Source organism: Glycomyces sp. NPDC048151, from assembly GCF_043202775.1.
Classification (GTDB): Bacteria; Actinomycetota; Actinomycetes; order Mycobacteriales; family Micromonosporaceae; genus Glycomyces.
The window spans coordinates 35,533-53,054 of sequence record NZ_JBIDBB010000015.1; the positions used below are offsets into that span (position 1 = coordinate 35,533).

At 68.8% G+C, this 17,522-nt stretch carries 22 protein-coding genes; 21 read left to right on the forward strand and 1 reads right to left on the reverse strand.

The window, feature by feature from the left end; translation table 11 throughout:
- Positions 1-10: 10 nt before the first annotated feature.
- The 21 genes from ACGGCP_RS26670 (at position 11) to ACGGCP_RS26770 (ending at position 15,582) form a co-directional block, all read left to right on the forward strand.
- Positions 11-1,510 carry a phage portal protein gene (locus ACGGCP_RS26670; protein ID WP_392971719.1) on the forward strand — a complete coding sequence of 500 codons (1,500 nt, stop codon included), beginning with the start codon at positions 11-13 and terminating at the stop codon, positions 1,508-1,510.
- Positions 1,507-2,244: a hypothetical protein gene (locus tag ACGGCP_RS26675; RefSeq protein WP_392971722.1), complete on the forward strand. Its 738-nt coding sequence runs from the start codon at positions 1,507-1,509 to the stop codon at positions 2,242-2,244. The genes ACGGCP_RS26670 and ACGGCP_RS26675 overlap by 4 nt, the downstream gene beginning before the upstream one ends.
- A 77-nt stretch (positions 2,245-2,321) precedes the next feature.
- A complete protein-coding gene (locus tag ACGGCP_RS26680) occupies positions 2,322-2,840 on the forward strand; it encodes a hypothetical protein (RefSeq protein WP_392971724.1) in 519 nt (172 codons plus the stop codon).
- Positions 2,841-2,901: 61 nt separating this feature from the next.
- On the forward strand, positions 2,902-3,966 hold the full coding sequence (locus tag ACGGCP_RS26685) for a hypothetical protein (RefSeq protein WP_392971727.1): 1,065 nt from the start codon (positions 2,902-2,904) through the stop codon (positions 3,964-3,966).
- Between the two features lie 4 nt (positions 3,967-3,970).
- A complete protein-coding gene (locus tag ACGGCP_RS26690; protein WP_392971730.1) occupies positions 3,971-4,402 on the forward strand; it encodes a hypothetical protein in 432 nt (143 codons plus the stop codon).
- Positions 4,399-4,734 carry a hypothetical protein gene (locus ACGGCP_RS26695; protein WP_392971733.1) on the forward strand — a complete coding sequence of 112 codons (336 nt, stop codon included), beginning with the start codon at positions 4,399-4,401 and terminating at the stop codon, positions 4,732-4,734. The genes ACGGCP_RS26690 and ACGGCP_RS26695 overlap by 4 nt, the downstream gene beginning before the upstream one ends.
- A complete protein-coding gene (locus tag ACGGCP_RS26700) occupies positions 4,735-5,052 on the forward strand; it encodes a hypothetical protein (protein WP_392971736.1) in 318 nt (105 codons plus the stop codon).
- Positions 5,049-5,471 (forward strand): hypothetical protein, encoded by a 423-nt coding sequence (locus tag ACGGCP_RS26705; RefSeq protein WP_392971739.1) that lies wholly within the window; start codon positions 5,049-5,051, stop codon positions 5,469-5,471. The genes ACGGCP_RS26700 and ACGGCP_RS26705 overlap by 4 nt, the downstream gene beginning before the upstream one ends.
- Positions 5,472-5,519: 48 nt before the next feature.
- Positions 5,520-6,212: a hypothetical protein gene (locus tag ACGGCP_RS26710; protein ID WP_392971742.1), complete on the forward strand. Its 693-nt coding sequence runs from the start codon at positions 5,520-5,522 to the stop codon at positions 6,210-6,212.
- Between the two features lie 31 nt (positions 6,213-6,243).
- On the forward strand, positions 6,244-6,639 hold the full coding sequence (locus ACGGCP_RS26715; RefSeq protein WP_392971745.1) for a hypothetical protein: 396 nt from the start codon (positions 6,244-6,246) through the stop codon (positions 6,637-6,639).
- Positions 6,636-7,043, forward strand: a complete 408-nt coding sequence (locus tag ACGGCP_RS26720; RefSeq protein WP_392971748.1) for a hypothetical protein — start codon at positions 6,636-6,638, stop codon at positions 7,041-7,043. The genes ACGGCP_RS26715 and ACGGCP_RS26720 overlap by 4 nt, the downstream gene beginning before the upstream one ends.
- Positions 7,043-10,147, forward strand: a complete 3,105-nt coding sequence (locus tag ACGGCP_RS26725; protein ID WP_392971751.1) for a tape measure protein — start codon at positions 7,043-7,045, stop codon at positions 10,145-10,147. Before ACGGCP_RS26720 ends, ACGGCP_RS26725 begins: the two co-directional genes overlap by 1 nt.
- Positions 10,148-11,005: a hypothetical protein gene (locus ACGGCP_RS26730; RefSeq protein WP_392971753.1), complete on the forward strand. Its 858-nt coding sequence runs from the start codon at positions 10,148-10,150 to the stop codon at positions 11,003-11,005.
- Positions 10,992-12,125 (forward strand): hypothetical protein, encoded by a 1,134-nt coding sequence (locus tag ACGGCP_RS26735; RefSeq protein WP_392971756.1) that lies wholly within the window; start codon positions 10,992-10,994, stop codon positions 12,123-12,125. The genes ACGGCP_RS26730 and ACGGCP_RS26735 overlap by 14 nt, the downstream gene beginning before the upstream one ends.
- Complete coding sequence (locus ACGGCP_RS26740; protein ID WP_392971759.1) at positions 12,115-12,366, forward strand: hypothetical protein; 252 nt, start codon at positions 12,115-12,117, stop codon at positions 12,364-12,366. Before ACGGCP_RS26735 ends, ACGGCP_RS26740 begins: the two co-directional genes overlap by 11 nt.
- Positions 12,366-12,968: a hypothetical protein gene (locus ACGGCP_RS26745; RefSeq protein ID WP_392971762.1), complete on the forward strand. Its 603-nt coding sequence runs from the start codon at positions 12,366-12,368 to the stop codon at positions 12,966-12,968. The genes ACGGCP_RS26740 and ACGGCP_RS26745 overlap by 1 nt, the downstream gene beginning before the upstream one ends.
- The gene (locus tag ACGGCP_RS26750) at positions 12,961-13,503 is read left to right on the forward strand and encodes a hypothetical protein (protein ID WP_392971765.1); all 543 of its coding nucleotides are present in this window, start codon (positions 12,961-12,963) and stop codon (positions 13,501-13,503) included. Before ACGGCP_RS26745 ends, ACGGCP_RS26750 begins: the two co-directional genes overlap by 8 nt.
- 25 nt (positions 13,504-13,528) lie before the next feature.
- The gene (locus tag ACGGCP_RS26755; RefSeq protein ID WP_392971767.1) at positions 13,529-14,065 is read left to right on the forward strand and encodes a hypothetical protein; all 537 of its coding nucleotides are present in this window, start codon (positions 13,529-13,531) and stop codon (positions 14,063-14,065) included.
- Between the two features lie 31 nt (positions 14,066-14,096).
- Positions 14,097-14,327 carry a holin gene (locus tag ACGGCP_RS26760; protein ID WP_392971770.1) on the forward strand — a complete coding sequence of 77 codons (231 nt, stop codon included), beginning with the start codon at positions 14,097-14,099 and terminating at the stop codon, positions 14,325-14,327.
- Positions 14,328-14,407: 80 nt separating this feature from the next.
- Positions 14,408-15,142 carry a DddA-like double-stranded DNA deaminase toxin gene (locus tag ACGGCP_RS26765; protein WP_392971773.1) on the forward strand — a complete coding sequence of 245 codons (735 nt, stop codon included), beginning with the start codon at positions 14,408-14,410 and terminating at the stop codon, positions 15,140-15,142.
- The gene (locus ACGGCP_RS26770; RefSeq protein ID WP_392971776.1) at positions 15,139-15,582 is read left to right on the forward strand and encodes an Imm1 family immunity protein; all 444 of its coding nucleotides are present in this window, start codon (positions 15,139-15,141) and stop codon (positions 15,580-15,582) included. Before ACGGCP_RS26765 ends, ACGGCP_RS26770 begins: the two co-directional genes overlap by 4 nt.
- A gap of 92 nt (positions 15,583-15,674) precedes the next feature.
- On the opposite strand, the gene ACGGCP_RS26775 is transcribed toward ACGGCP_RS26770, so the two are convergent.
- A partial coding sequence (locus ACGGCP_RS26775; RefSeq protein WP_392971779.1) for a recombinase family protein occupies positions 15,675-17,522 on the reverse strand: 1,848 nt, incomplete at its 5' end.

Genomic DNA, 17,522 nt, shown 5'->3' on the forward strand with positions numbered 1-17,522 from the left:
TGGGGGGCATATGGCCCTCGCGGGCGACCTCAGAAATGTGCTCCACCGCTCGCTCGTCCGCTTCAGCGACGAGCGTGCCCACTACGCCTGGCTTGAGCGCTACGCCATCGGGCTCCAGGACCCGCCCTACATGCCCAAGCACGCCCACCGGGAATACGCCTCCCTGGCGAAGACCGCCGTCCTGAACTTCTTGCCGCTCATTGTGGACGCGGTCGCCCAACAGCTCTATGTGGAGGGTTACCGGAAGCCCGACAGCCCCGACGACGACTCGTCGTGGGAGTGGTGGTCGGCGAATTCTCTCGACGCCTGGCAGCACTCCGTACACCGCGACACGTTGACGTACGGCGTCGCCTACGTCAGGGTCCTGCCCGGCAAGCGGAAGGTGCCGCAGATCCGGCCGATCTCGCCGCTGTCGATGTCCGCGCTCTACGAGGACCCGATCCACGACGAGTGGCCGCAGTTCGCCGTCCACGTCGATCTCGACTACTCGACGGGCGAGAAGCGTTGCAGGGCAACGCTCCTGGACGACGAGTTCGAGCACGTGTACCTCGGCGAGCACTGGACCGATGCCCCGGACCTCGACTCCTTCACGCTCACCGAGTCCCGCCGGCACGGCCTGGGCGTGTGTCCGGTCGTCAGGTTCCGCAACCAGCTCTCGACCTCCCCGAACGTCGCCCCCAGGGGCGACATCGAGGCCCTCATCCCCACACAGGACCGCCTCAACAGCTTGACCTTGACGGCCTCGCTGATCGCGCAGTTCGCCAGCTTCAGGCAGCGGTGGGCCTCCGGGCTCGTGATCCCGCGCGATCCCGAGACCGGCGAGCCCGTCGACTCCTTCAACTCGGCGGTCAACCGCGTGTGGGTCACCGAGACCCCGGATGCGCGCTTCGGGGAGTTCTCCGAGTCCGACATCGGCAAGATCTTGCTCGCGGTCGCGGAGACGATCAAGCACCTCGCCGCCATCTCGCAGGTCCCGCCCGTGTACCTCCTCGGCGAGATCGTCAACATCAGCGCCGAAGCCTTGGCCGCGGCTGAGGCTGGGCTGCAACGGAAGTGCTCCGAAAAGAGGACCGTCTACGGCGAGGCGTGGGCGCAGGTCATGCGCCTGGCGACCGCCGCCTCCACGGGCCGCGCGATCCCCGAGGACGCCCACCTCAACCGCATCGTCTGGCGCGACACCGAAGCCCGCTCGCTCGCCTCCACGGTCGACGCGCTCGGGAAGTTGTCCCAGATGCTCCAGGTCCCTCCCGAGGCCCTGTGGGAACGCATCCCCGGCATCAACAGCTCGGATGTCGCCGCCTGGAAGAAGATGTCCAAGGAGGCCGACAGCTTCGGGAACATGCTCGGGATGCTCCAGGCGCAGTCCGGCCGCGCCGGCGTCGAGAAGACGCAGGCAGAGGCGAAGGGCGCCGACAACGCCAAGCAGGGCACGAACGTGCCCGGCAAGGCGACCACCTCGAACAGCGGCTACGGGACCCCGAGCCGCAAGCCCGCCAAGGCCGCCGCGTGAGCACGGCCGTCGAGGACCTCGAAACCGAGTTCTCCCGCATCATCGGCCGCGAGACCGCCGCCGCGCAGCTCGACCTCATCGACGTGTGGCCCCTGCTCGACACCCGCGACCTCGACGCCGCTTTCCCCGCCTACGCGACCGCCGCACAGCTCGTCGCCCGCGACCACGAGGGCGCGATGATCGCCGCCGCCGACCAGTACCTAGCCGAGCTGCGCGACCTCGCGGGCGTCGACGACCTCGGCGCGCTCGCCCGCTCGCTCGACATCAGCATTGAGGAACTCCTCGAACGCCTCTTCCAGGCGGGCCCGGCCGCGATCAAGTCGGCGCTGGCGGCCGGGTGGAGCCTCGAACGCGCCGTTGAACTCGCGCTGGTCGAGTCTCTCGGGACGATGCAGAAGTGGCTCGCCGACCTCGCGCGGGCCCGGACCTTCGAGCACCTCCAGGCCGAGTACAACGCGGGCCGTACGGCCCGCTGGGCGCGGTTCTCGATCTCCAAGCGCCCGTGCCCGTGGTGCCGCATGATGATCAGCCGCGGGCCCGTCTACTTCAACGAGCAGACCGCGAGTTTCAAGGCCCACAAGCACTGTCGGTGCCTCGCCCGTGTGATCTACCAGGGCACGCCGCTCCAGCGCGACCGCGAGGCCGAGTACCTCGCCGAGTGGGAGTCGAGCGGCAAGGACCTCAACGCCATGCGGCGAGCGGACTACGCCGCCGCCAAGGCCGCCGAAGGCTGACCCCCCTCCTCCTTCTTCTCTTTCCCTTCCGGCCGCCCCGGCGGCGGCCACCACTCACCCTGTCCAGGAGATAGCCCGTGGGCGACGAACCCCAGACCACCACCGACACCCCCACCGCCGAGGGCGAGCCCGCCGCGCCGGCCCCCTCGCCTCCGGCCACCGCCCCGGCGGTCGACCTCTCCGGCCTCCCCGAGTGGGCACAGGCCGAGATCAAGGGCCTCCGCAAGGAGTCGGCCTCCTACCGCACCAAGGCGAAGGCCCTCGAAGACGAGTCGAAGTCCGAGTTGCAGCGCGCCTTGGAAGCCCTGGAGGCGTCCAAGACCGAACTGTCCCAGACCCGCACCGAGCTGACCCGCTCGAAGGTCATGACCGAGTTCGGGATCAGCGACGATCTCGCCGACTTCCTCAACGGCGACGAGGCCGCCATGCGGGCCGCCGCCGAGAAGCTCGCGCGCCTCGCGACCGACCAGCGGGCCGCCTCCCTCCACTCCGCCCCCGTCGCCTCGCTCCAGTCCGGCGGCACCGCCGTTGCCGCCGAGGACGACTGGGACCCCGCCGAGGTCGCCCGCCAGGTGCGGGCCGCCGCCTCCTACTAGCCCGGCCCCAGGCGAGCCCGGCCGCCCCTGACCGTCCCCCACGAAGGACCCACAACTCAATATGCCTGTCTCTTACCCCGGTTACCGGGAGCCTGGCGTCCTCGTCCAGGCCAACAAGTTCGCCGCCGTCGCCCTGGCGCTGCTCCAGGCGCGACTGATCCTCCCGGCGATGTTCGACCGCCACTCCGAAGCGGAGTTCGTCGGCGCGATGGGCGATGTCGTCAACGTCCGCCGCCCGTCCTGGATCGTGGGGCAGGAGCCCCTCCCGATGCGCAAGAACCGCTCGGGCTACCCCACGGGCGCCCTGAACTCCTCGGGCTCGGCGGTCGGCTACATCGACTCGAAGGTCAACGAGTACACCATCCCCGTCAAGCTGGACAAGGACCTCTACTCCGCGTTCAAGCTGACCGACGAGATGCTCCGGTTGGACATCGCGTCGTACGCCGCTCAGGTCCTCGACCCGCAGACGCGGGCCATCGCCGAGAAGTACGAGTCCATTGTGGCTCAGGCGATGCGGTCCCTGTTCCAGGTCTACGACTACCCCGAGGGCACGGGCGCGACCGGCACCGTCGCCATCGGCGGCGACGACCTCGCCACCGCCACCGCGAAGATTCGCGGCGTCATCCTCATCATGCGCAAGGTCCTCAACGACCGCAACGTGGACGGGGCCGGGCGACACCTCCTCGTCGGCTCCGCCGTCGAGAGCCTGATGCTCCAGGACCCCAACCTCATCCGCGCCGACTGGGCGGGCGACAACGCCGCCCTGCGCTCGGCGCAGGTCGGCCGGATCTACGGGTTCAACGTCGCCACCAGCTCCAGCATCGGCGAGAACGAGATCTACGCGTGGCACCCCTCAGCGCTGCGCCTCGTTTCGATGGCCCCGGCCACCCCCGAAGGCGTCACCTACGCCGCCTCCCTCGGCGCGCACGGCCTGTCCCTGCGGCTCATCAGGGACTACGACTACGCGTGGGCGATGGACCGCAGCCTCATGAACTGCTACTTCGGCATCGGGAACATCGTCGACTACGCCACCGCCGCCGAGCAGACCGCTGCCGACGAGACGAAGCTGCGCCAGTACCGCGGCGTCCGCGCCGTGATCGACTTCGACACCCCGGCCGGCGCGTAGCCCGATGGCGTTCGCGACCCCGACCGAACTCGCCGACCGCCTCGCCGTCGCCTTCACCCCGGAGGAGACGGCGAGGGCGGCGGTGCTCCTCGACGAGGTCTCGGCGCTCATGCTCCTCGAACTCGGGTGGGCCGCCGAGCCCGAGGAGGTCGACGAGCCCCGCTGGCCGCTCCTGCGCATGGTCGCCCTCTCTGTGGCCGCCCGCTGGTGGTCCAACCCCAACGCGATCGCCTCCGAGGTCATCGGCGATTACAGCTATCGCCTCGACCGGTCGCAGATGACGGGGCTCGCGTTCAACGACGCCGAGCGGCTCCTGCTCCAGCGGATCGCCGGGCGCAGCCCGATCACCTCGGTCCGCGTCACCTCCGGCATCACGGCCGAGGACCAGGCCGCCTGGTCCCCGTACGCCTACCCGGGCTGGAGCGACTACCGGTGAAAACGACCCGCGCCGTCCTCTGCCACACCGTCACCGTGACCCCCGGCCTCAGTGAGGTCGATGTGTACGGCAACACCGTGCGCGTCCCCGGCGAGCCTCGCACCTACCGGGCGCGGGTGTGGATGACCGCCGGCCGCGAGGTCGAGCGGTACCGCGATGACCTCCCCGTCCAGACCTGGTGGGCCATCCTCCCGCCCGACGCCGAGGTCACCAGCCACGACCGCATCCGCTTCGACGGCCGCGACTTCGATGTGGAAGAGGTCCTCCCGCGTCTCGGGCACCGCTCGGTCCACCACCTCACTGTCCGCATGACCCAGACGGAGGGCTACTAGATGGCGCGCGTCGTCATGCACCGCGACCAGATCCGCGAGTTCCTCTCCTCGGAGCCGGTGTTCGACATGCTCGAACACCACACCACCCGCATCCGCGCCACCGCCGAGGCGTTCGCGCCGGTCGGCAAGACCGGCGCCTACAAACGGAGCTTCTTCACCCACGCCGGGCTCGACCGGCGCGGCTACGCCGTGGGCTACGTCGGCTCGACCGACCCGGCCGCCGCCCACATCGAATGGGGCACCCGCTACTCCCTGACCGGCCCCACCCCCGACCACCACACGATGGCTCGGGCGTTCTGGGCCTCGGCGCTCCCATGACGGGCTCCGCGCCGCGCTTCGGGGACGCGGAACTCTCCGTCCTCGACTACCTCTCCCGCCACCTCGACGACTTCCAGGGGAGCACCGACTTCCCCACGGGCACACCCGAACGCCCCTGGATCGTGGCCCGCCGCTACGGCGGCAACTACAGGCCCCCCGCGATCGACTACGCCAGGCTCTCCCTCGAAGCCTGGGGCGCCAGCCGCTTCGACGCGCAGGCCCGCCTCCAGGAGGCCATCGGCGCGCTCCTCGTCGCGGGGCGACTGGACACGACACCGCGCGACAAGAACGACATCCGATTGCCGCGCATTGTCCGCACCTTTGTCGAGTCCGGCCCCCAGTTCTTCCCCGAAGCGACCACCGACTGTCCACGGTGGATTTCTACTGTCGCGGTCTACTGCCGCTCCCTCGACGCTTGACGCGCGTCGTCGCCCCCTCCTCCTCACCCCCTCAGAGGACACCTCCCAATGGCATACGAGTTCGACAACGCCGCTGTACGCGTGGCGTCCACGGGCCAGGTTTTCTACCTCGAAGACGACCTCGGCCTCATCTACCCCACGGTCAAGGCCCAGCTTGAGACCCCTTCGACCGCAATCGAGACCATCACGACCACCCCGTTCAATCAGCTCGGCCTCCTGAGCGAGGACGCGGTGGAGCACGAGTTCGCCGACGAGACCGAGGACATCCTGTCCTGGCAGAAGGGCATCGTCCGCACCCTCATCACTTCGAGGACCGCGGCGTTCACCCTCGCGGCCCTGGAGACCAACCGCGCCGCCCTCGAACTGTTCTACGGCGCGATCATGTCCATCCCCGCGGCGGGCATCGGCCGCATCGGCGTCCAGTCCAATGTGGCCCGCAAGAAGATGATCACGGTCCTGGAGTTCCAGGACGGCACGCTCGCGGACGGCACCACGCCGAAGGTCTACCGGCTCATCATGCCCAGCTCGCAGGTGACCGAGCTGGAGTCCCCGGCGTTCACCTCGGCCTCGGCCGTGACCTGGGGCGTGACCATCGCCGCCCTCGGCTCCAGCCACGACCTCCTCACCCTCATCACGAACGACCCCGTCGTGGTCGGCGAGGGCACCACCACCCTGACCTCGGTCATCGGCGGCGGCGAGGAGGAGCTGACCACGATCACCGCCCTCCGCGAGTCCGAGTAACCCACCCCTCAGCCAAGGAGCCCCTTTCCCCATGCACCCCAACACCACCACCCCGGCCGCCCCGTCGATGTTCACCCGCCCCGCCGTCGCCGTCGCCGTCCCCGCCCCGCAGGGCGCGGCGCTCGGCCCGGTCCTGCCGACCTACGGCATGGCCGAGCTGCGCGCGGACGCCAGCCCCGGCGTCCAGATCCGCGCCGAGAACGGGGAGACGTTCTTCATCCCGAGCGCCGACGAATGGCCGGACGAGGCGTTCGAGGCCATGCCCGACAACGTCAACGCCGTGTCACCGCGCTCGATTGTCGCGATGGCGCGCGCCATCCTCGGGCCCGACTACGAGCGGTTCCGATCCGCCGGCGGCCGGGCGATGGACGTGTGGAAGGCGATCAACCGCGCCGCGGCCGACCAGGGCGTGACGCCGGGGGAATGATCGCGCTCGCGCGCATCGCGCGGGCGCACACCGCCGACCTCGACCACGATTTCCTCCACCACTACGGGCTCGACCTCGGCTTGCTCGGGACCCCGCGGCTGCGCTACGCGCGGTTCGCGGGGCTCCTCGTGCGCCTCCCGCCCCAGTCGCGGAGCCTGCGCGCGATCAGCGGCCGGGCCGACGACTGGGACGCCCCCACCCACCTCGCCGCCGCGCAGCTCGACACCGCACGGCAGACGAACTACCTGATCGGGGCCCTCCTTACCGCGCACGGCGCGAAGAAGAACCCCGTGGCGAAGCCCGACCCCGTCCCGCGTCCCGGCCAGGAGGCCAAGGGCCGCAGGAAGAAGGGGTTCCGGGCCCTGTTCTCCCACTACGGCACGCATGTGAGGTCCATCGGCTGATGGCTACCGGCGGAGCGAAATTCGCGACCGGCTACATCGAACTGACCCTACTGGACAGTTCGATGCTCAAGCGTGCCCAGAGTCTGACCGCGCAGATCTCGCGCGACATCGAACGGAACATCACCCGGAACCTCGGTGCCGCGTTCGACCGGATCGGCGACCGGCTCACTTCCCTTGGCGGGGAGGCGACAATCGCGTTCGCGCCAGTGTCGCTCGCTGTCGGCCACATTGTCGCGGACGGCTGGGAAATGGCGAAGTCGGTCAGTTCCGCGCGGAACATCTTCCATCAGTTCGGCATGGAGGCGTCCGCCGCGACGGCCTTTGTCGATGAGCTGTACGGCAAGTCCAACGCCTGGGGCACCTCTTTCAACACGATGTTGGAAGGCGCGATCAAGCTGTGGCCCGCCTTCGGCGGCAACGTGGACGAGATCCGCTATGCGATGGAGGGACTCTACAACGTCACTGGAAAGTATCACCTCTCAGCGGAGGCCGTCAATGGTGTGATTCGGGCGTTTGTGCAGATCGCACAGAAGGGAAAGATTCAGGCCGAGGAGATGTTGCAGATCTCCGAATGGGGCGTCGACTCCTGGGGCCTGTTCTCCCGAGCGCTCGGCATCACCACTCAAGAACTGCGCGACATGACCGCTCGCGGCGAGGCGCTCGCCGAGGATGTCATGCCCAAGGTCTACCAGTACCTCAACGAAAACCCGGAATTCGCGGGGAAGGCATCAGCCGGTATCGAGACGATGTCGGGCCAATTGATGATCCTCCAGAACCAATTGTCGTTCCTTATCGGCGGCGCACTCGCCGACGAGAACACCGCGCTCGTCGCCGCGTTCAAGGACCTCAATACCGCGATCGGCACGCTCATTGACTCGGGCTTTGTCGCGGAATTCCTGACCCCGATCATCGCCGGTTTCGCGGCCGTCACTGAATGGCTCGCGGGCATGGACGGCGGGACGCTCGCGCTCATGGCGGGCCTGACCTTGCTCGCGGCCGTGATCGGCCCCCTGCTGCTCGTCGCGGGCCGCCTCTTCGACCACCTCGGCGAAGGCGCCGAGGCCGTAGGCCATTTCAACGGCCGCGTCGTCGAGGGCGCGAAGACCCTCGGCGGCGGCTTCAAGCGCACCTTCACCTACTTCGTCGAGTCCTGGCGGACCACGCCGCAACCAGTCGGCCGCGCCGCTCAGGCCCTCGACACCGCCGCCCTGGCCGTCGCGGGCTTCGGCGACAAGGTCCTCCACCCCGTCCGCACCCTCTCCCAGTTCGCACAGGGCACCTGGAACGCCTACCAGCGGACCAAGCTCCTTGCCCTCCAAGTCGACCGGGTCCTCTGGCGTGCCTTCGATCGGCTCCCCGATGTCATCAGCGCCGGGTGGGACGCGGTCTACCGCTTCGACCAGGCGTGCGTCCGGGCCGCGAAGGGCGGCGTCCAAGCCGTCCGCTCCGGGCTCGTCGCCACATGGAAGGCGATCCCCAAGACCCGCCAAGAGTTCGCCGCGCTCGGCTCCCAGACCCTCAAGGGCCTCCAGAACGCCGCGCTCGCGACCGGGCGGGGGCTGCGCTGGATGGTCCAGGACGGGCCCGCACAGGCCATGATGGGCCTCTACCGCGCCGCCGGGCGCGCTGCGGACGGCCTCTCGAACGGCCTCCTCAACGCCCTCACCGCCACCTCGCGGGGGCTCGCACGGTTCGGCGCCTTCGCACGCGGCGTCGCCACCGACGCCCTGACCACACTGGGCCGCAACGCCGGAGGCATCGCCCGCAAGGGCCTCGACCTGTTGCGCGGCGGCTTCATGGGCGCCGCCCTCGCCGCCGGCGCGCTGCTCGTCTCCGGCGTCGCCATCGGCCCCGCAGTCGCCGACGCGGGCGACCAGGTCGTAGCCGCGATCCAGAACCTCCCCATCCTCGCGCAAGAGCTGGCCGTCCAACTCCCCGGCATCATCCGCGAGGCGGTCGGCACGCTTGCCCAGGTCCTCCCCGCGCTCGTCGACTCGCTCGCCGAGGGCGGCCCGCTCATCCTTCAGGCCATTGTGGACAGCCTGTCCATCCTGGGCCAGGGCGCCGTCCAGGCGGCCCCGACCCTGCTCGCCCTCGCGGTCGGGCTCGTCGGCCAGCTCGCGTCCTACCTCGCCACGAACATCCCGCTCCTGGTCGACGCCTTCATGGGCGTCTTCCCTCAGATCGTCGCCGGAATCGGCACGGCCGCAACGAGTCTCGTCTCCGCGATCGTCCAGCTCGTCCCGCCGCTGCTGACTGCGATCGTGAATGCGATTCCCGTTATTGTGTCCGGTTTTGTGTCACTTTTTCCGATTTTGGTGACCGGCATCCTCGGGGCCTTGCCGAGCTTGGTAAGCGCTTTCATTTCGAGCGTCCCGATGCTCATCGAGTCAACCGTGGCCGCCATTCCGTCCATTGTGGAATCAGTGGTCTCGATGGTCCCCGCGATCATTAGCACACTTGTTCCAATGCTGCCACAGATCGTCGTGGCCCTGCTCCTGCTCGTCCCGCAGATCCTCACGGCCGTGATCGGCGCGATCCCCTCGATCGTCCGCACCGTCGTCGGCATGATTCCCCAGATCGCATCGGCGCTCATCGATGCCTTGCCCGAGGCGGTCGACGCCTTCATGGAGCTGGTCCCCGAGCTGCTCGACGCCTGGAAGGACGCCGGATCGGCCTTCAAGGACATCGGCCGCGAGCTGGTCGACTGGGTCATCGACGGCCTGTCCTCGGCCTGGGGCTCGGTCTCCTCGTGGGTCTCGGACCAGGTGTCCAATATCGACCTGAATCCGTTCTCCGCCTCCGACCTTACCGGGTTGGTCGGCCTGGAGACCGACACCTCCGGCGTCTCGGCCGCGCTCTCCCCGCTCGCGGCCACGTACTCCATCGCGGACGCCGCCTCGGCGGTGAGCGCGTTCGACGCCTCGACGCTCGCGGGCGCGGCCGACTCCCTCGCCACGTTCGACCTCGACACCTCCGTGTCCGTGCCGAACGTCGCCGTCCGGGTCTACCTGGGCGACCAGGAGTTGACCGACCTCGTCCGTACCGAGATCCGCGTCCTCGACGAGCGAGACGCCGCCTTCGCCGCCGCTGGAGCCCGATAGATGCCCCTTGAGATCACCGTCGCCACCGACCCCACCCGCCGCGCCAACGTCATCCACCTGGTCAACCCCCTCGCGGAGTACCCGTCCGTTGCCCTGGTGTCCTTCGCCGACCTCTCCGAGTACGGCGGTCCCAGCTCGGTGGCGACCAGCCTGGGGACGTACGGCGTCGACCCCGAAGGCACGTTCGTCCTGGACTTCACGCCCCCGCTGGGCGTCCCGGTCTACTACCGGGCCACCGCCGGGTCGACAGTCGTCCGCTCGATCCCAGCCGTCCACGGGCACGGCCAGTACGTGTGGGTCAAATCCAAGGAGTACGCGGACCGCCCGATCGGACTGCTGCTCAAGGCCGCGCCGAACTTCTCCTTCAACGCCGAGGTCAACGTCTTCTACGGCCTCTCCTCGGCCACACAGGGACTCGGGTACGGCCAAGCCGGAGTCCGCCGCCCCGGGGCGGTCGAGTTCAGTTTCTATACGTGGTCGTTCGAGGAGGCCAGCCGCGTCCGCGACCTCATCAGGGACAACCCCCTGTGCGTCCAGTGGCCCGGCGTCACCGACGAGCCGCTCATGGTCGCGCCGTGGTACCTCCTGGAGAACGTCTCGCGCACCGCGATCGGCCCACCCGACCAGGGGATGTTCGAGTGGACCTGGACTATGAGCCCGGTCCATGCGACCACGCGGGTATTCGCGGAGGTCTCGGCCACCTACCAGACCGTCTACACGGGCGGCTGGGACTCCTACATGGACATGGACGCCGACCCCGATGTGGTGACCTACACCCACGCGCAGATGGCCGCCGTCGCCGATGGCGGCCCGCCCCTACCCGAGGGCGAGAGCGGGGTGCGCGTTGGCTACTCCTGACCTCACGCCCTGGGTGCGGGGCACGCAGCTCGAACTGGAGTGCTCGGCCACGATCCGCGACACCGGAACCGTCGTCGCCACCCGCGTCCCGATCTCGGGGACCCTTACCCTCACTCGGCCCGGGAAAGTCGTCCGCACCGCAGACGCGGTCTTCCAGACCCTCACCCCTAAGGCACTCGCCGCTGGGCTCGACTCCGGGTGGACCGCCGACCTCCAGGTGACCGTCCGCCAGGGCGACGAGACGCACACGGTGCCGCTCGGACGGTTCCGCGCGATCAGCACCGAGTGGACCCCCGGTGCCCCCGCCGTCGCCGCCCAGCTCGCCGACGAACTGACCTTGGTCGTGGACGACCGATTCAAATTCCCCTGGACCGCTAAGAAAGGCTGGACGTACCTGGAGGCGATCCGCCGCCTCCTCGCCATCCTCGGCATCGCCCCGCCCGGCACCACCCACGCCGCCATCACCGCCGACACCACCTGGGGCCCGCTCTACGCCTCCATCATCCGCGTCCCCATCACCGAGGACCGCGAGCGCATCGACATGTTCGAGCTGCTCAACGACCGCAACCGGTCACAGACCTATTTCGACAAGGCGGGCGCGCTCACCATCCGCAGGGACCCGGCCTCCTACTACCGGCTCAGCTCCAACCGCACCAGGGCCGACTACACGCTCACCGACCCCGCCGCTTTCAGGGTCGACGCGGTCAAGTTCTCCCGCGAGGACCAGTACAACGCGCTCGTAATCCAGCCCGGCGAGAGCGAAGAGAAATTCTGGTACTCCTGGCGGCCCGCCTCCACGGGCGCCTACGCCTACGGTTCCCGGTTCGGCGCGAAGCCCGCCTTCTACAGCTCGGACCTGCTCCACACCCGCGCCCTCGCCGAGGCCGCCATCACGGAGATGCTCCCGGACTACACCAGCCCCGCCAAGCGCCTGACGGTCTCGGCCCCGCCGTACTGGTGGATCGAGGCGGGCAACGTGATCGCCCTCCCCGGGGCGTCGAGCGCCCCGCCGCGGTACGTCATCAGCGCCGTGTCGCTCCCGCTCGGCCTGGGAGACATGGTCCTCGACCTCGAATCCATCGACGAAGCACAGTACGAGGTGCCCGAATATGGCGCGTAGCCGCCGCACACCCCCGCCCCCGCGCCGCCCCCGGCCACCCCAGCCCCGGCCGCTGCGCGAATACACCTACCGCCTCCCCATCACCGCCGCACCGAGCGGCGGGTACGTCGACCTCACCGCCCCCGACGCGGAGACCATCACCGCCACGGTGCCCGCCCACCTGGCCGCGCCCGGCGCGAACACGACCGCGCTCGTGCGGTTCACCGGGACGCGGGCAGTCGTCGAAGGGTGGGCTCCCTGATGGTCGCCAGCACGCCCCGCTTCCAGATCCGCCACCCGGTCCGCACCGACCCGTTCACCCCCCACGCGGACATGACGAACCTGGCCGACGACGTAGAGACCGCGCTCGTCGCCGTCGAGGCCCTCGGGCTCCCCGCCGAGCCCTGGATCGACATCCCCCTGCTGCTGCTGTGGGACGACGACACCACGACCGGCATCACCACCGCGACCGACTCGCTGTGCCGTTGGCGGGCCCATCATCTCCTCGCCCACATCAGCGCGTACGTCACCTTCACCGCCGCCCTCCCCACCGGGGCCGGCCGCACCCGGCTCCGGCTCCTGCCGCCCGGCGGTCTGACGTGGAACGGGTTCACCATCGCCACCGCATTCCACCGCTCCGCCGCCGGCGTCCTCACCCCGGTCTCGGCCGCGCCCACCACCTTCGACACCCAAGTCAACGGCATCGCCGTCCCCAACGTGCCCTTCGCCGCCGGGGACGCGCTCCTGCTCTCGGCCGAGTTCGAGCCCGTCTCGGGCGCCGCGACCGCCGCCGAGGCCGAGATCCTCGACGCTGCCGAGACCGCCGGAGTCCTCGACCCCGCCGAGGAGACCGCGAGTGAGTGACCGGACCATCCCCCGCCCGCAGCCCTGGGGGCGGGACTTCGTCGAATACTTCGAGCGGATCGCGACCGCCGCCGAGGACTGGGCCGCCGCCATCGAGGACGCCCACGAGGCCGAGGTCACCGGCTGGGACACCTACGCGCCCGGCATCATCGTCCACCGCACCGCCGCCGAATACACCGCCGGAACCGGCACCGGAGCCCTCAGCCTCCAAGCCAACGTCGCCTCGGCCTACGGCTTCGTCCTCGCCCGCTACTCCTTCGTCTGCCCCGAGACCTGGTGGGCCGCAACCCTGACCCTGCCCACCGTGGTCGAGTACCCGCCCGCGATCGTCCACGCCCGCGACTTCTCCGGGAACCAGGTCAAGGCCGTCACGACCACGTCCTCACTGGTCATCGGGAACACCGGGACGCTCATGGCCGCGAACATGTACCTCGCCGCCGCCCGCTACACCGTCGCCGGGGCCCCCGAGGTCGGGGACTGGGTCCTCGACGACGCGAACGAGCAACTCGGGCTCAACACCGTCCTCGCCAAGTAGCCCCCTTCTTTGGAGCCGCCCCCTCATGGTCTCCGCCATCCCCACCAAGCCCGCGTTCAGCGCGGGCGAGCGCGTGAGCGCCGCCAAGATGAACACCCTCGCCAGCCACGCCGACTGGGTCACCGACGCGCCGATGATCCACCTCTACCTCGGCTCGAACACCACCCTCGGGACCTCCGGGTACCTGACGTGGAACAACATCCTCACCAGCCTGTCCAACTTCTCCGTCACCGTCCCCGCCCAATACATCACCGTGCCCTACACGGGGATCTGGGAATGGAAGCTCCAAGTCTCCCTGTCCCACAGCCCGTCCTCGGCAAACCCAGCGTTCGCCAACCTCTACGCCGGGGACGAATCCTCGGCCGGGACCCGCGTCGCCGGGGACCAGATGGTCCGCGTCGGCGGCGGCATGGCGACGTTCCTCAACTGCTCGGCCTACGTCTCCATGACCGCCGGGACAACCGCCGTCCGCGGCTACTACCAGTCCTCGACCACAGGCATGACCGCCTACGGCACCTCCCGCGCCACCGTCCTGTCCGGACGACTCCTCCAGCGCCTCTGACCCTCACCCTCAACCCCAAGGAGAACCCGCCTTGTTCACCCGCTCCTTCTGGGCGGACGCGCTTGAGCGCGCCGTCCGCACCGCCGCGCAGACCGGCCTCGCACTCGTCACCGCGACCGCCGGCCTCGGCCTGACCGACATCGACTGGGCCGCCACCGCGTCCATCACCGGACTCGCCACCCTTGCCTCCCTTCTCACCTCCGTGGCGACCTCCGGCGTCGGCCCGACCGGCACCCCCAGCGTCGTCACCGAACCGGCCTAGCAGCGGCACGACGCACGGGTTTCGTCCGAAATCGGTTAGGATTTCCACCACCCCTCGACCGCTGCCCGGACGGAGCCCGTGTGCCCTCAATCGACACCCTCCTGACCGCAATCCGTACCTGCCTTGACCAAACTCGGGAACTCCTCAACCAGATCAGCGCCTCGAAAGAGCTAGCCGAAGACACCCGGAACGAGCTCGCTGCAATCGGTGTCTCCGGTTCCGCCGCCCAGCTCGGCGCGACTGTGTCGGCATTGGAGGAGGGTCAAGGCCAGACGAGCACCATTGCGCAGAAGCTTGAAGGCGCCATCGCCGCCGCCGAAGCCGCACGAGGACACGCCAGCGGTACAGGGGGTGGCGGCAGCGGCCCACCGCCCACCCCGCCGACGCCATCACCAGACCCGGGACCCGAACGACCCGTCCCTGTCCACGCGCGCCGCCTCGCTGAGCGCCTCCCAGTCCGCGAATCGGGCGACAAGACCCGCCTGTTCGCCTTCACCGACGAGGACGGCGAAGCCGTCGAGTACGCCTCGGGACGCCGCCGCGACGCCCGCGACGGCCTCAAGCCCGATTTCGCGCGGCGGTTCGTCGTCCGCGACCATGCGGAGGGTCACGTGGCCGCCGACATGCGCCGCCCTGGCGGTCCCGAGCACGTCTCCGTCGTCATCAACAACGAGCCGTGCCAAGCACTTGAGGGCTGCGACGCCACCATTCCGCACATCATCCCCAAGGATGCGACAATGACCGTCTACCTCGCCGAAGGCGAGGCCACGCGTCACTACAGGACGTACACCGGTACCGGAGAGGGCATCGAATGAGCAGGATTGACGCGGCCTTCGTCATCCACTATGACACCTCATATGAGCCCGTCGCTGATGCCAGCGATCTGACCTCGCTCCTGGACGATGACGCGACCATGACCAATCCGCAAGGCACGCACGGCATGGCGTACTGGCTCGGCGTCCGCGACTCCGACGACGAGGACCACCCCATGCGGGAACCGGTGCTCCGGGTCGATCTCGATCCCGAGACTGGGGCCGGTGCCCTCCGCTGGCTCGCTGACGACCTGATCGGCATTGAGGAGGGCTACACGCCCAGAGTGGTCACGGTCTGCGAGTCATCAGCGCAGCCGCTTGCGTGGGTCCCCGTGTCGGTCGCTCGGGTCAGTTACGAGACTGCGCGGGCCGCCGCAGTTCGGTACATCGAGACCGGGCGTCTCCCCGACAACGTGTCTTGGTCCGAGCCCTCGCAGGGCTGACTTCCTTTCGGACGGCGAAGCCCCCACCGCAGATCCCCAAAAGCGGTGGGGGCTTTCGTGTACTCAAATCCTAAGGGCCGGCATCGAAGTCATCAAGACACGGCCGCCTCCTCCGCGTCGCCCTGGTCGGCCTGGAGGTTGGCAAGCATCTCGACCGCGCCGGGGATCTCGACCCCGCACTTGGCGGCGTGCGTGATCTGCGCGAGCCGCACGGCGTTCAGATCTTCGTCACCGTCCAGGATCGGGAGCAGGCGGCCCGCGAAATCGTAGATGTGCACCCAGTGCTCGACCGGAGGCGTATAGAACTTCCCACGCCCCTGCGACTGCGCCAGGGCAGGGAACACCCGGATCGTGGGGAACACGCGCTTGAGAGCTTTCTTCTTGGCGAGGATCTCCAGGTCATCCCACTGTTCTTCGATGACGGACCAGGGGACCTCATCGCGCTCGACCTGGGAGACCGGAAGTTCGGCGACCTCCAGGGCAGCGAGTTCCTTGGTGATGCGCGCTTCAGCGTCGACCATCATGGACATGCTGATCTTGCCCGTTGCGAACGCCGTCGCCAGCTCGGCGCGGCGGCCTTCGAGGACCTGGCGGGCCTTGGCCGCTGCCACGTACTCCGGTTCGGCGACTGCCTTGGCGGTCTGGCCGGACTGCTCCATCATGAACGCGTCGAACCGGTCGGGATCGCGCAGATAGACCTTTAGCGCCGAGACGACGTACTCGTCCACCTCTTCGGCCTTGACGTGGAGGTGGGTCTGCCCGCAGCGGTCGCTGTGGCACGCGTAGTAGCGGAGCTTCACACCGCTTGAGCGGTTCCGGGTCCACCGCGAGCGCACCGGCTTGTGTTCCTCGCCCACCCCGCACTCGTAGGTCCCTGCTCCCAGGTAGCGCGCCGCGTTACCCACTACTTGCCGTGTCGCCGTCAGCATGAGTTTCAGCGTCTCGTACCGGTCAGCGTCGATCACCGGCTCCCAGTTCCCTGGCGTCGTCTCGGCCCTCCACGACTCGACCGGCTTCGTCTTCGACTCGTACAGGTAGGTGTGACGCTGATAAGCGCGGCGAGCAGTCAACAGGGGGTTCAAGAGCGCGTCCTTGACCGCCCGCCAGCGCCACGGGCGCCCCTGCCGGTTGGTGATTCCAGCGGCGTTCCAGCGGCGAGCGACCTCAGAAAGCGTCGAGCCTTCGATGTCGATCAGGTAGTCCACGGCCTCCTTGATGACCTTCACCTCCTCGTCGACGTGGACGTAGGAGGACCGGTCCTTCGTGTGCGCCAACCCGAACGGGGCCGGAGTCGTGGCAGCCATGCCGCGCTTAACCCGCTCCAGCTCCGAGAGGTTGCGCCGCTCGGCAAGTCGCTCGACCTCTTGACGGTTGACGGCGGCTTTGATGCGCGCCTGCATCCGACCACCGGAGGTGGTCAGGTCGTTGTAGGCGTCGTGCGTGTAGCAGACGGGCATTTCCGCGCCCACCAAGAGGTTGATGGACAGCTCCCGTTCGATCGGTGAGCGCAGGAACCGCTCGTCCGAGCGGCACACGACCTCCTTCAGCTTCCCGTCCTTGATATCGGCCATGAGTCGCTGGAAAGCTTCGCGCGGCTTCGCCGGGTTCGACGCAGAGCGGTCCTGGTCGATGTAGAGGACGACTCGGGTACGGCCGTGCTGGACGCACCACTCAAGGCCGTTGGTGAGCTGGTTGTCAATCGAGACCTCGTCGCGGTCCTTGCGGGTCGGGGAGCGACGGGCGTAGATGGCGGTGATGTCCTTGGTTTCCTCAACACTCAACCCGCCCAGGTCGGGGAGGATTTCGAGGGAATCGAAGCCGCCGATGAGGGCGGCGTGATCGGCGAGACGAGTGCTCGCCGGAGATGCCTGGGTGGTACTACTAGGCATTACATCCATCCTAACGTCAGGATGTGTCACTTGTCGACTTGGATGTGGATC